Annotated in this window: 13 protein-coding genes; 7 read left to right on the top strand and 6 right to left on the bottom strand. The window is 71.6% G+C overall.

Going from position 1 to position 12994, the window contains the following annotated elements:
• Window positions 1-96 precede the first annotated feature (96 nt).
• Together ACWGJ2_RS31395 and ACWGJ2_RS31390 are read left to right on the top strand one after the other, a co-directional pair.
• Entirely contained in the window at window positions 97-951 is an 855-nt protein-coding gene (locus tag ACWGJ2_RS31395; RefSeq protein ID WP_453349677.1) for an NmrA family NAD(P)-binding protein, read from the top strand.
• A gap of 320 nt (window positions 952-1271) precedes the next feature.
• Window positions 1272-1970, top strand: a complete 699-nt coding sequence (locus tag ACWGJ2_RS31390) for a type 1 glutamine amidotransferase domain-containing protein (protein ID WP_453349676.1) — start codon at window positions 1272-1274, stop codon at window positions 1968-1970.
• Window positions 1971-2106: 136 nt separating this feature from the next.
• Here ACWGJ2_RS31390 and ACWGJ2_RS31385 read toward each other — a convergent pair whose 3' ends face one another.
• On the bottom strand, window positions 2107-2766 hold the full coding sequence (locus ACWGJ2_RS31385) for an NAD(P)H-dependent oxidoreductase (RefSeq protein WP_453349675.1): 660 nt from the start codon (window positions 2764-2766) through the stop codon (window positions 2107-2109).
• A gap of 81 nt (window positions 2767-2847) precedes the next feature.
• Here ACWGJ2_RS31385 and ACWGJ2_RS31380 point away from each other — a divergent pair, with 81 nt between their 5' ends.
• The 4 genes from ACWGJ2_RS31380 to ACWGJ2_RS31365 all read left to right on the top strand — a co-directional run bounded on the left by ACWGJ2_RS31380 (window position 2848) and on the right by ACWGJ2_RS31365 (window position 6472).
• Window positions 2848-3798, top strand: a complete 951-nt coding sequence (locus ACWGJ2_RS31380; protein ID WP_453349674.1) for an AraC family transcriptional regulator — start codon at window positions 2848-2850, stop codon at window positions 3796-3798.
• Between the two features lie 52 nt (window positions 3799-3850).
• Window positions 3851-4546: a TetR/AcrR family transcriptional regulator gene (locus ACWGJ2_RS31375; protein WP_453349673.1), complete on the top strand. Its 696-nt coding sequence runs from the start codon at window positions 3851-3853 to the stop codon at window positions 4544-4546.
• A 109-nt stretch (window positions 4547-4655) separates the two neighbouring features.
• The gene (locus ACWGJ2_RS31370) at window positions 4656-5336 is read left to right on the top strand and encodes a DUF3159 domain-containing protein (protein ID WP_453349703.1); all 681 of its coding nucleotides are present in this window, start codon (window positions 4656-4658) and stop codon (window positions 5334-5336) included.
• Window positions 5337-5767: 431 nt separating this feature from the next.
• Window positions 5768-6472 (top strand): glycoside hydrolase family 11 protein, encoded by a 705-nt coding sequence (locus tag ACWGJ2_RS31365; protein WP_453349672.1) that lies wholly within the window; start codon window positions 5768-5770, stop codon window positions 6470-6472.
• A 119-nt stretch (window positions 6473-6591) separates the two neighbouring features.
• Here ACWGJ2_RS31365 and ACWGJ2_RS31360 read toward each other — a convergent pair whose 3' ends face one another.
• From ACWGJ2_RS31360 to ACWGJ2_RS31340, 5 genes are all read right to left on the bottom strand, one after another.
• Window positions 6592-6948: a PRC-barrel domain-containing protein gene (locus tag ACWGJ2_RS31360; RefSeq protein WP_453349702.1), complete on the bottom strand. Its 357-nt coding sequence runs from the start codon at window positions 6946-6948 to the stop codon at window positions 6592-6594.
• A gap of 172 nt (window positions 6949-7120) precedes the next feature.
• Window positions 7121-8275 (bottom strand): XdhC family protein, encoded by a 1155-nt coding sequence (locus tag ACWGJ2_RS31355; RefSeq protein ID WP_453349671.1) that lies wholly within the window; start codon window positions 8273-8275, stop codon window positions 7121-7123.
• Window positions 8268-10466: a xanthine dehydrogenase family protein molybdopterin-binding subunit gene (locus tag ACWGJ2_RS31350; protein ID WP_453349670.1), complete on the bottom strand. Its 2199-nt coding sequence runs from the start codon at window positions 10464-10466 to the stop codon at window positions 8268-8270. The genes ACWGJ2_RS31355 and ACWGJ2_RS31350 overlap by 8 nt, the downstream gene beginning before the upstream one ends.
• Window positions 10466-11455, bottom strand: a complete 990-nt coding sequence (locus ACWGJ2_RS31345; RefSeq protein ID WP_453349669.1) for an FAD binding domain-containing protein — start codon at window positions 11453-11455, stop codon at window positions 10466-10468. The genes ACWGJ2_RS31350 and ACWGJ2_RS31345 overlap by 1 nt, the downstream gene beginning before the upstream one ends.
• Window positions 11452-12057, bottom strand: coding sequence for a (2Fe-2S)-binding protein (locus tag ACWGJ2_RS31340; protein ID WP_453349668.1), 606 nt, complete (start codon window positions 12055-12057; stop codon window positions 11452-11454). The genes ACWGJ2_RS31345 and ACWGJ2_RS31340 overlap by 4 nt, the downstream gene beginning before the upstream one ends.
• 286 nt (window positions 12058-12343) lie before the next feature.
• Here ACWGJ2_RS31340 and ACWGJ2_RS31335 point away from each other — a divergent pair, with 286 nt between their 5' ends.
• Window positions 12344-12943: a TetR/AcrR family transcriptional regulator gene (locus ACWGJ2_RS31335; RefSeq protein ID WP_453349667.1), complete on the top strand. Its 600-nt coding sequence runs from the start codon at window positions 12344-12346 to the stop codon at window positions 12941-12943.
• The last annotated feature ends 51 nt before the right edge of the window (window positions 12944-12994 follow it).

The raw sequence follows: 12994 nt of genomic DNA, 5'->3' as shown, positions 1-12994 counted from the left end.
CGGTCGCAGCCGGAAGAGAAACTGACCAGCATGGTCAACTTATGCTTGCGCCCACCGCCAGGACGGACACAGTGGGCGCCCGGGAAGGGCAAGAACATGATCGTTGTCACCGGCGCCACCGGCGGGCTGGGCGGCGCCACCGTCGAGCACCTCCTCACGCGCATACCCGCCGACCGGATCGGCGTCAGCGTCCGCGACACCGCCAAGGCGCAGCACTTCGCCGACCGTGGCGTGCGTGTGCGGCAGGGCTCCTACGAGGACCCGGCCGCGCTGCGTGACGCGTTCGCCGGTGCCGAGCAGGTCCTCCTGGTGTCCGGCAACGACCCGGCCGCCGACATGGTCGGCCTGCACCGCAACGCCATCGAAGCCGCGGTCGCGGCCGGCACCCGGCGGATCGTCTACACGAGCCAGCAGGGCGCCGTACCCGGCAACCCGTACCGGCCGTCGGACTTCCACATCGCCACCGAGGCGCTCCTCGGCGACTCCGGAGTCGCCTGGACCGCACTGCGCAACGGCGCCTACGGCCCGCTCGACCAGGTTCTCGGCCCGTGGCAGCGGACCGGCGTGATCGCCCAGCCGGAAGACGGCCCCATCCCGTATACCGACCGTGCCGACATAGCCGAGGCCACCGCGGTCGTCCTCGCCGGTGACCGCTCCCTCGACGGCCCCGTCACCCTCACCGCGCCGGCCGCCGTCACCTTCGACGACTTCGCCAAGATCGCCTCGAACCTCACCGGCCGCACCATCGAACGCGTCGTCGTGGACGACGAACAGTGGGTCGCCGACCAGATCACGAGCGGTGTGCCGGAGCAGACGGCCCGGCTCATACTCACCTGGTACCAGGCCTCCCGCGAGGGCTACTTCGCCGAAGCCGACCCGCTGCTGGCCGAACTCCTCGGCCGCGAGCCCCGCACCGCCGCCGACCGGCTCGCAGCCCTCATCGCCGCCTGAACGTGAATCCCGCGTAGGTCTGCGAGTCCTGGTCCGCCCGGTCCGCTGTCGCACAGGGCCCGCTACGCACGTCCACCGGGACCGGCGGCGGGCCATGCTGGAAGTACGTCCTCGGGGTGAGTGACAGAGGACGGATCACGGCATGTGCACGGCGCAAAGGGGTTCCACGGCCTTCCTCCGACGGGCGGCCGATGAGCGGGCCCACACCCACGGTCGGCGCTCTTGCGCGCTCTGTCGCCGTCGCGTCATGCCTGGCCACCGACTGTCCCGGAGCAAGGTGCCGCCTGCCCGGGATGTCCCTGCACGGAAAAGGAACGCGTATGAGCAAGGGCAAGGTTCTCATCGTCATGTCGGCTGCCGACGTGTGGGAGCGCACCGACGGATCGAAGTACCCGACGGGTTACTGGGCGGAGGAACTGGCCGCTCCGCACGAGAAGTTCGTGGAGGCCGGTTACACGGTCGACTTCGCTTCTCCGGGCGGCGTACTCCAGCCGCTGGACGAGCACAGCGCCGACCCGGCGGTCGCGGGGGAGGAGTGCGCCCGCCACGTGGCACACGCCCAGAAGGTGCTGGAGGAGTTCGGCCCGCTCCTGAAGCTCGAAGAGACCGGCATCGACGACTACGTCGCGGTGGTGCTGCCCGGCGGCCACGGCCCGGTCGTCGACCTCTTCCAGGACGCCGACCTGGGCCGTCTGCTGGCCGAGGCGGACAAGGGCGGCAAGCTCATCGGCGCTGTCTGCCACGGTCCGGCCGCGCTGCTCAGCGCCAAGGACGAGGACGGCGACTGGCTCTTCGCCGGCCGCAGGATGACCGCGTTCACCGACGAGGAGGAGCAGCTTTTCGGCACCGCCGAGGGCGCTCCGTGGCTGCTCGCCTCGCGTCTGCGGGAGCTGGGCGCCGACCACGTCGAAGGGGCGGCATACCAGCAGCACAACATCATCGACGGCAACCTCTTCACCGGCCAGAACCCTGCCTCCAGCGCCAGGCTGGCCGAAGACATGATCGCCGCGCTGCGCTGACACACCACCCGGCGCACGAGGAGCGGGCCCTACCCTTCCGGTACCGGGGGGGGGAGGGCCCGCTCTTCGGCATTCACGTCATGGCCGACGTCGCTGACCGGGCAGGAGGCTCCTCGGCAGCCAGGAGGTTCCTCGGTCACCCGGCTTCAAGCGTCGCGGGCGCAGGACGGGAGAGGTCACGCGGTGAGCCGGTCCGTATGGCTTCGCTGACGGCGCGTACGGCGCGTGTGACGCTCGCCGCCGTGGCCGTGGGGGAGAGCTGCTCGGATTCGTGGATGAACGCGGTGACACCACGGCGGCTTCCGACGTAGTCGACGATGCCGTGCTCGATCTGCGTCCGCAGCGCCTGTTCGTATCCGTGACGCTCGTAGATGCCGGAGTCGGCACCGGCGACGGGCAGCAGATGCGTCGTGAGCCGTTGCAGCTTCGGGCGCAGACCCGACTCGGCCGCGTACTCGAAGGCCCAGCCATTGACGAACACGCGGTCGATCCACCCCTTCAGCAGCGCAGGCACGGACCACCAGTACACGGGGAAGACCAGGACGAGGTCGGTGGCGCGGTCGAGACGGCGGTGTTCGCGCGCGACATCGGGAGGGTGGCCGCCACCCCCGTGATAGGCCCGGCGGTCCACCGGGGAGAACATGGGATCGAACTGCTCGCGGTGCAGGTCCGCCACCTCGACCGCCCGAGGGCGGAGGGCCGATACGAGTCGTTCCGCCACGTGGTGGGTCAGGGAGTCGGCGTCCGGGTGTGCCGTGACCACCAGGGTCAGTGCGTTGTTGTCATCCGTGCTCATGACCACCACTGAACACGTACCGGCCGCACGTTCACATGGGCGAGAAGCCGCAATGCCATTGTGATCGTCTACCTTGTGCGTGTGGACATCGCCAGTGACCTCTTCCGCGGGGTGCGGGCCCGCGGCTCCCTGTTCGGCAGCTCGACGCTGTCCCCGCCCTGGTCACTGCACTTCGTGGACGGTGCGCCGCTGACCCTGTGCACTGTCCTCACCGGGGCGGGCTGGATCGTCCCTGAGGGGCATCCGCCCGAGCGCCTCGGCGCCCACGACACGATCGTGGTGCGTGGTCCGACGACATTCACCTTCGTCGACGAACCCGGCAGCACGGCGGAGCCGATTGTCTGCGGGCAGGACTGCGCGACGCCCGAGCAGGGCGGCACACGGCACCGTCTGGGCTGGCACGATCCCGGTGAAGGGGGCGGCGACGGCAGTGGTGCGACGACTTTGGTGGTCGGCGCCTATCCGGTCAGCGGCGAGATCAGCCGGCCGCTGATGGACGCGCTGCCCGTCGTGCTGCGCGTGGACGCCGGAGACACCGGTGACCCGGTGCTGGACCATCTCGCCTCCGAGGTCGCCCGCGACGAACCGGGCCAGCAGGTCGTGCTCGACCGGCTCCTCGACTGGATGCTGGTCTGCACGCTGCGCACCTGGCTGGACCGGCCCGGGGGCCACCCTCCGGCCTGGTGGACCGCCCAGAAGGACCCGGTGGTCGGCCAGGCGCTGAGCCTCCTGCACACCGAGCCCGCGGCGCCATGGACGGTGGGCGAGCTGGCCCGGCGCACGGGGGTGTCCCGCTCGACGCTCGCGAAACGGTTCGCCGGTCTGCTCGGCGAGCCGCCGCTGGCCTATCTGACCCGCTGGCGCATGACGCTGGCCGCTGATCTCCTCGTCGAGCGGGAATCCTCGACCGTCGCTCATGTGGCCCGCGCCGTCGGTTACACCGATCCGTTCGCGTTCAGCGTGGCGTTCAAGAGACTCCGGGGCACCAACCCGAGCGAGTTCCGCCGCCAGCTAGCACATTGCGTCACTTAGTGTCAGTATGGCGCTGAGTGAATGCAGTGCGATGGTGAAAGGGGCCGACGGCGTGGCATCGACCGAACGCGGCCGGGGCGGGATGAGCGAGCGGCGGCGCCGTCGCGTACGTCTGGAGATCTCGCGGGAGGCGGCACGCCTGTTCTGGGCGCAGGGTGTCGACGGCACGAGCGGCGACCAGATCGCGGAGGCGGTGGGGCTGTCGACCCGCACCATCTGGCGTCATTTCCGCAGCAAGGAGAGCTGTGCGGAGCCGATCGTCGCGCAGAGCGTGGAGTGGGAGCTGGCCACGCTGCGCAGTTGGCCGCCGCATCGCTCTCTGGAGGAGCACTTCGTCACGGAGGCGAGGCGGCTGGTCGGCGAGGTCGGCCCGTCGGAGCAGGTGGATGCCGGGCTGGGTATCAGGATGATCCGGTTGGCCGACACCGAACCGGCCCTGCGCACGGCCTGGTTGATGGCCTGCGACCAGGTGGAACGCGAACTGACCGGGGTCATCGCGACGCGCCTCGGCGTCGCGCCCGACGGCCTTGAGGCGCGTCTGCACGCCGCGGCCGCCGCGGCGGCCCTGCGCGTCATCAACGAGTACGTCGGAGCCGCCCTGCTGGAAGGCGCCGATCCGCGGAAGCTCGGTGACGAGAATTTCGTCTTCATCGCGGACGCTGTCCGCAAGGCCACCGGGGGCGCCGTGGGTGACCCGGTCCACCTGGACGAGGCATCCGCCGCGTCGGACGCGGGCACCTGGATGTGACTCAGATCACAGCTCGCGAAGTGGTTTCGTTCGTCGTGCAGTGTCAGGATGTCACTTAGTGACGAACGATCGATGTGCCCCCGAGACGACCCCGGAAGAGCTGATCACCATGCAGACCACCACCAGTCCCCAGGCGGCGGCGACCGACACGCAGACGGCGGGCGATCGGAAGCGGAAGTCGGCGCTCGAGCAGGCGGGCGGCACCAAGGGGATCGTCTACTCGGCGCTGCCCGCGCTGGTGTTCGTCGTCGCCAACAGCCTCGGCGGACTCAAGGTGGGCATCCTCGCCGCTCTGCTCGTCGCCCTGGGCATCGCGGTGGAGCGGCTGACGCGCAAGGAGTCGATCCAGCCCGCACTTGGCGGCGTGTTCGGCGTGGCGATCGCCGCGGGCATCTCCTGGTACACGGGATCCGCCAAGGACTTCTTCCTCATCGGCATCTGGGCGAGCCTGGCCGGCGCCGTCGTCTTCGTCCTCTCCGTGGTGCTGCGCTGGCCCCTGGCCGGTCTGATCTGGAACTCGGCGACCGGCAAGGGCACCGTCTGGCGGGCGGACAAGCGCTCGCGGATCTACTACGACATCGCCACCCTGGTGCTGGCCGCCATCTTCGGCGCCCGGTTCGCCGTCCAGCAGTACCTCTACCAGGCCGACGAGGTCGGTTCGCTGGGCTTCGCCAAGATCGCCATGGGCTACCCGCTTCTCGCCGTCGGCTTCCTGGCCGTCGCCTGGGCAGCCCGGACTTCCGACAAGCGGCTGAAGGCCGTAGGGCTGCTGCCCGCCAAGCGCGCCTGACCGACGGCCTCCGCTCCCGATCAGGCCGGAAGTTCTCCGATAATTTTCGAAGACGTTGACCAGGTCATTGATCTCTGCATCGACGCTTTCGGCGATCGATCCGGCTTTCATGTGCTCAGCACGGCACTGAACTGCCCTTATGCTCTCCTCGTCAATTTCCGATCAAGAAGAGATTTCCGTAATACTTCCGGAAACCGTTGACAACCCGTGAAGCCGGTTCAACACTGTCGGTCATCGACAGGCCGCACCGCTGTCGATCCGGGCCGCCCGTCATGGCCCGGTTCTCCGGTCGACGAGCCGCGCGCGACCGGCCCAGCCCAGCCCCGCCGCGTTGCAGGACGCCGACGCGCGGTCGGCGCCGCCTGGCCACCACCCCCCTGCCGGGTCGTATCACGCTGCCTGGCCTGTGCCAGCCCTCACGAGGAGGAAGCATGCACGAGAACGACGCCCCCACACCCCGCCCGATCAGCCGCCGGAGTCTCATCGTCCGCGGCGGCACTCTGGCGGTGGCCACGACGTCCGCGGTGATGCTGCCCAGCACCGTGGCCCGTGCCGACTCCGACAGAACCGTCAGCTCGAACCAGACCGGCACCCACAACGGCTACTACTACTCGTTCTGGACCGACGCGGCCGGGACGGTCTCCATGAACCTGACCGGCGGCGGCAGTTACAGCACCTCGTGGCGGAACACCGGCAACTTCGTCTGCGGCAAGGGCTGGAGCACCGGCGGACGCAGGACCGTGCAGTATTCGGGCAGCTTCTATCCGTCGGGCAACGGCTATCTGTGCCTCTACGGGTGGACGTCGAACCCGCTGGTGGAGTACTACATCGTCGACAACTGGGGCAACTACCGGCCCACGGGAACGCACCGCGGCACGGTCACCAGCGACGGCGGCACGTACGACATCTACCACACGATGCGGTACAACGCCCCCTCCGTCGAGGGCACCCGCACCTTCCCGCAGTTCTGGAGCGTCCGGCAGCAGAAGAAGACGGGCGGCACCATCACCACGGGCAACCACTTCGACGCGTGGTCCCGGGCCGGGATGTCCCTGGGCAGCTTCCGGTACTACATGATCATGGCGACGGAGGGCTACCAGAGCAGCGGCAGCTCGAACATCTCGGTGAGCGGCTGACCGTTCCCGCTCCCCTTCGGCACCACCCCCGTGACGCGGCGGCCTCCTCCCGGCCGCCGCGTCACCTGTTCACGCCCTCGGAGCCGCCGCGCCGCTGACAGTGGTACGTCCCGGCGCGGTCAGCGCCGTGCGAGCCGCCGCTCGCCGCCGCTGCCCTGCTCGTAGGCCAGGCCGTAATGCGCGAACACCGACTCCTCCTCGGCGGCCCGCAGCTCCCCGTCGGTGTCGATCGAGGGGGCGTCCTTGACCTGGTCCTTGGAGTGGGTGACCTTCAGATAGCCAGGACCCACGGTCGCCCCGTCCAGGGGGACGAACGCCAGCCGTCGACGGGTGGGCAGGCCCAGGGTCACCGTCGCGAAGGCGGGCCGGTCGGTGCGGGTGTCCACGTAGACCGACTCCAGGGAGCCGATCTTGTGCCCGTCCAGGTCCACCACGTCGTGGTCCCGCCACTCCTTGATGTCGTGCGCCTCGAACATCGTCGTCCTCCGCTCCTCGGCGGTCTCCATGCTCCTGCACGGGGCCGACGGGCACATCCGGGGGGATCCGGTTGGCCGCGCCCGTCCGGGTACCCGCCCGCACCGACGCGCACGCGAGGGCCCGCGCGGACGGGGCGTCCGTGCGGGCCCTCACTCGTCAGGCCGCTGCCCGTCAGGCCGCGGTACGGGGCGCCGAGCCCCGTACCCCCTGTGCCCCTTCCCGGTGGATCGGGGTGCCGGAGCCGGTGAGCGGCATGCCCGTGCCGCCGTGCCGGGCCGCGACGATCTCCGCCGCGATGGACAGGGCCGTCTCCTCCGGCGTGCGGGCGCCGAGGTCCAGGCCGATCGGCGACCGGAGCCGCGCCGTCTCCTCCTCCGTCAGCCCCGCCTCGCGCAGCCGCCGCTCGCGGTCCTGGTGCGTGCGGCGCGAACCCATCGCGCCGACGAAGGCGACCGGCATCCGCAGCGCCTCCCGCAGGAGCGGGATGTCGAACTTGGCGTCGTGCGTGAGCACGCACAGGGCGGTGCGCGCGTCGGTCTCCGTGCGCAGCAGGTAGCGGTGCGGCCAGTCGACGACGATCTCGTCCGCCTCCGGGAAGCGGGCCCGCGTGGCGAAGACGGCACGCGCGTCGCACACGGTGACGTGGTACCCGAGGAACCGCCCGGCCCTGACGAGCGCCGAGGCGAAGTCGATCGCGCCGAAGACGATCATGCGCGGCGGGGGCAGGCTGGACTCCACGAGCAGGGTGACGCCACCGGGGCAGTGCGAACCGTCCTCCGAGAGCGTGACGGTGCCGGTGCGGCCCGCCTCCAGCATGGCCAGGGCCTCGGCCGCCGCCGTGCGGTCCAGTTCGTCGGGCCCGCCGAGGGTGCCCTCGCGGGTGCCGTCGGGCCGCAGGAGCAGGGCCCGCCCCGGCAGCCCGGCCGGGCCCTTGACGACCCTGGCCAGGGCGACGGGCTCGCCCCGCCGGACGGCCGACACCGCCGCGCGGTGCACGGCGGCGCCTGCCGTCCGGGCCCCGGCCGGCACGACCAGGACGTCGATGACCCCGCCGCAGGTGAGCCCGACGGCGAAGGCGTCCTCGTCGCTGTAGCCGAACCGTTCGAGGACGGTCTCGCCGCTCCGGAGCGCCTGGAGGCACAGCTCGTACACCGCGCCCTCCACGCAGCCTCCGGAGACCGAGCCGATCGCGGTGCCCTCGCTGTCGACGGCGAGGGCCGCACCGGGGTCGCGGGGCGCGCTGCCGCTGACCCCGACGACGGTGGCGACGGCGAACTCCCGGCCCTCCTCCGCCCAGCGGTCCAGCTCGGCGGCGATGTCAAGCATCAGGCGCTCCCACGCCGGAGCCCGAACCCGCCCCCGCTCCCGAACCCGCTCCCGGACCCGGAACCGCCCCGGCCCCCGCCTCCAGGACGCGGTCGGGCCGGATGGGCAGGCTCCGGTGCCGCACACCCGTCGCGTGCCACACCGCGTTGGCGACGGCCGCCGCCGCGCCCACGATGCCGATCTCGCCGACGCCCTTGATCCCGACCGGGTCCTCGGGGTCGTCGTCCGACACCCAGTCGACCTCGACGGGCGGCACGTCGGCGTGCGTGGCGACGTGGTAGCCCGCGAGGTCGGCGCCGTAGAGGCCGCCCGAGGCCGCGTCCCTGACCGCCTCCTCGTGGAGGGCCATGGACAGGCCCCAGACCATCCCGCCCGCGAGCTGGTTGCGGGCCGTGAGCGGGTTGACGACGCGGCCCGTCGCGAAGATCCCGAGCATGCGCCGCACGCGCACCTCGCCGGTGGCGACGTCCACGGCGACCTCGGCGAACTGCGCCCCGAAGGAGTGCCGTTCCTTCTGGGCGAGGGCCGCGACGGCCTCGCTGGTGTCCGAGCGGACGGTGATCCCCTCCGGCGGCACCTCGGTACCGGGGATGAGTCGTTCGCGCAGCTCACGGGCCGCGGCCGTGACCGCCCACGACCAGGAGCGGGTGCCCATCGAACCGCCCGCGATCATCGCGGGCCCGAAGTCGCTGTTGCCGATGCGCACCCGGACGCGCTCGGGCGCCGTCTCCAGGGCGTCGGCGGCGACCAGGGTCAGGGCGGTGCGCGCACCCGTCCCGATGTCGGCTGCGGTGATCCGCACCGTGAAGGTGCCGTCCGCCTCGGCGGTCACGGCCGCCGTCGACGGCATGGCACCGGACGGGAAGGAGGCCGCCGCGGTGCCGGTGCCGATCAGCCAGCGGCCCTCACGGCGCTGACGGGGACGGGGGTCCCTGTCGGCCCAGCCGAACCTGCGGGCGCCCTCGCGGAAGCAGGCCGGCAGGTTGCGGGTGCTGAACGGCATCCCGGAGACGGGGCCGCGCTCGGGCTCGTTGCGTGCCCGCAGCTCGATCGGGTCGATCCCGCACTTCTCGGCCAGCTCGTCGAGGGCCGACTCCAGCGCGAAGGACCCGGGTGCCTCGCCAGGCGCGCGCATCCACGTCGGGGTCGGCATGTCGAGGCGTACGACCTGGTTGGAGGTGCGGTGCGCCTCGGCGTCGTACATCACGCGGGCCACTCCCGCGCTCGGTTCGACGAACTCGTGCATGGACGATGTCAGGCTCAGCGCGCTGTGGTCCAGCACGCGCAGCCTGCCGTCGGTGTCCGCGCCGAGCCGCACCCGCTGCGCCGTGGGGCTGCGGTATCCGGCGAGCGAGAACATCTGACGGCGGGTCATGACGACCCGTACGGGCCGCTGGAGCACCGTCGCCGCCAGCACGGCGCCCACCTGGTGTGCGCGGGTGCCCTTGCTGCCGAAACCGCCGCCGACGTGCTCGGAGCGCACCCGCACCGAGTCGGGGTCGAGCGAGAAGAGCTGCGCCAGCTCGCCCGCCACCCAGCCGCTGCCCTGGTTGGAGTCGACGACGTCGAGGCGGCCACCGTCCCAGCGTGCGGTCGCCGCGTGCGGCTCCATCGGGTTGTGGTGTTCCTCCGGCGTGTTGTACTCGGCGTCCACCACGACGGCGGAGGCGGCGAGTCCGGCAGCCTGGTCGCCCTTCTCCGTCTCCGCGGGCATGTGGCCCTCCAGCGGATAGGCGTCCGGGCGCTCCAGGGAGAAGGCGATGTCGTGCGGTTCCTTCTCGTAGTGCACCACGAGTGCGTCGGCGGCCTCCCTCGCCTGCTCGGAGGTCTCGGCGACGACGAGCGCCACCGGCCAGCCCAGGTGGGGGACGCGGTCGTGCTGGAAGAGGACGGCGCCGGGGTCGGGCGGGGTGCCCATCATGCTGACGAAGTCGCCGTTCACCCGGGGCGAGTTGCCGTGGTGGAGGACGGTGAGCACACCGGGCATCTCCAGGACGGCGTCGGTCTCCACCGAGACGATCCGGCCGCGGGCGATGGTGGAGAGCACCAGCCAGCCGTGGGCGAGGTCGGCGAAGGGGATCTCGCCCGCGTAGCGGGCGGCCCCTGTGACCTTGTCCCGGCCCTCCACGCGGGTGTGCGCGGTGCCGACGGACGCGGGTGGCGCCGACGTACCGGTCGTGAGGGTCGTCATCAGGCGGTCTCCTCCGTCAGTTCGGTCAGGACGGCCACGGTCAGATTGCGCATGAGGGTCACCTTGTAGGCGTTGTCCCGCAGCGGCTCGGCCGCCGCCAGTTCGGCGTCAGCCGCTGCGGCGTAGGTCTCGGCCGTCGCCGGGGCTCCGATCAGCACGCGTTCGGCGGCCCGCGCCCGCCAGGGGCGGGAGGCGACGGCGCCGAAGGCGAGCCGCGCGTCGGTCACGGTGCCGTCGCTGATCTCCAGCGCGGCGGCGACGGAGCCGATCGCGAACGCGTACGAGGCACGCTCGCGCACCTTGCGGTAGCGCGAGTGCCCGGCGACGGGCGCGGGCGGCAGGGTGACGGCGGTGATCAGGGCGCCCTGCGGGAGGGCCGTCTCCCGGTGCGGGGTGTCGCCCACGGGCAGGTAGAACTCGGCGAGCGGCAGCTCGCCGGGCCCGTCGGCCGTCTCGTAGGAGACGACGGCGTCGAACGCGGTCAGCGCCACACCCATGTCGGAGGGGTGGACGGCGACGCAGTGCCCGGAGGCGCCGAGGATGGCGTGGTTGTGGTGCTCGCCCTCGACGGCGGGGCAGCCGCTGCCGGGGTCGCGCTTGTTGCACGGCTTGCTGACGTCGGCGAAGTAGCCGCAGCGGGTGCGCTGGAGCAGGTTCCCGCCGACGGTCGCCATGTTGCGCAGCTGTCCGGAGGCACCGGCCAGCACGGCCTGCGCGAGCGCGGGGTAGTTCCGCCGGACGAGGGGGTGCGCGGCGAGGTCGCTGTTGGTGACGGTGGCCCCGATGCGCAGGCCGCCCCCGGGCACCTCCTCGATGGTGTCCAGCGGGAGTTCCCGCACGTCCACGAGCCGCGCGGGCCGCTCGACGCCGGTCTTCATCAGGTCCACGAGGTTGGTGCCGCCGCCGAGGAAGCGCGCCTCGGGGTCGGCGTCGAGGACGGCGACGGCGCCGGACACATCACCGGCGCGCTGGTATCCGAACTCCCTCATGCGGCCCTGCCTTCCTCGGTGGTTCCGGCGCCGGCGGTGGCCTTGGCACCCTGGGTGGCCGACGCCGTACCGGTGGGGGTGTCAGCGGCGCGGGACACCGCCTCGACGATCGACACGTAGGCGCCGCAGCGGCACAGGTTGCCGCTCATCCGCTCCCGTATCTCCTCCGGGGTCAGGGGCGGCGGCCCCGACTCGGGACGTACGTCGCCGGTGGCGGCGCTCGGCCAGCCCGCGGCGTGCTCCTCCAGCATCGCGACGGCGGAACATATCTGGCCGGGTGTGCAGTAGCCGCACTGGAACCCGTCGAGATCGAGGAACGCCTGCTGCACCGGGTGCAGCTGGTCCCCCTCGGCCACGCCCTCGATGGTGGTGATCTCGCGCCCCTCGGCGGCCACCGCGAGCTGGAGGCAGGAGACGGCGCGACGCCCGTCGATCATGACGGTGCAGGCACCGCACTGCCCCTGGTCGCAGCCCTTCTTGGTGCCCGTCATGTCGAGTCGCTCGCGCAGTGCGTCGAGGAGGGTGGTGCGGTGGTCGACGGGAAGGGTGTGCTTTTCGCCGTTGATGTGCAAAGTGATGTCGCTGGACGTCGATGGGTCCATGCTCGGCCTTCTTTCGCCTGCCCGGAGCACGCCGAAGGGACGGTCCGGCAGGCAGACGGTTCGGAAGATGTACGGATAAGGGCAGGGACACGGGACCGCCGCACGGGGGCGCCGGTGCGAAAAGCGCAGGCTGCGTGACGGAGCGCACCGGTCACGGCCGTTTCCGGGCACCCGCGGCAGCAGCTAAGGTAGACCTAAGCGGACAACTGTCCGCGCTCCCTGAAAACCTAACGGACAACTGTCCGCTTAACAAGCGAGGTCCGGCCAACTCCGGTGAGGAGGACGGGTGCAGCACAAGAAGGACGCGCCTCAGCGCCAGGACGCCCAGCGGAACCGCGAACGCATCCTGAAGGTGGCGGTGGCCGAGCTGACGCGCGCGCACGACGTGCCGCTCAGCACCATCGCCAAGAAGGCGTGCGTCGGCCAGGGCACGCTCTACCGCCACTTCCCCGACCGCGAGGCCCTCGTCCTGGAGGTCTACCGCTACGAGGTGCAGCGGGTGGCCGAGACCGCGGGGCAGTTGCTCAGGAAGCGGGAGCCGGACCAGGCGCTGCGCGAGTGGATGGACCGGCTGGCCCAGTTCGCCATGACGAAGACCGGTCTCGCGGACACGATCCGCCGGGCGACCGCAGGGCCCGGCGCACCGGAGAAGCCCGCGTACGCACCCGTGATGGCCGCGGCCGAGTCGCTGCTCAGGGCGGGCGAGGAGGCGGGCACGATCCGCCCCGGTGTGACCGCCGACGACTTCTTCCTCGCCATCGCGGGCCTCTGGCAGATCGCCTGCCAGGAGGACCGCGAACCGCGCCTCACCCGGCTCCTGGACCTCGTCATGGACGGGCTGCGCGCGGGCGCGACGGGTACGACGGGTGCGACGGGGCCGCGCTGACCGTCGGCCGTCACGGCACCGCGTGCCGCCTGTCCGGATCGGTACCCCTCC

Source organism: Streptomyces sp. NPDC054796, assembly GCF_053611545.1.
This window is presented reverse-complemented; position numbering and strand designations above follow the sequence as displayed.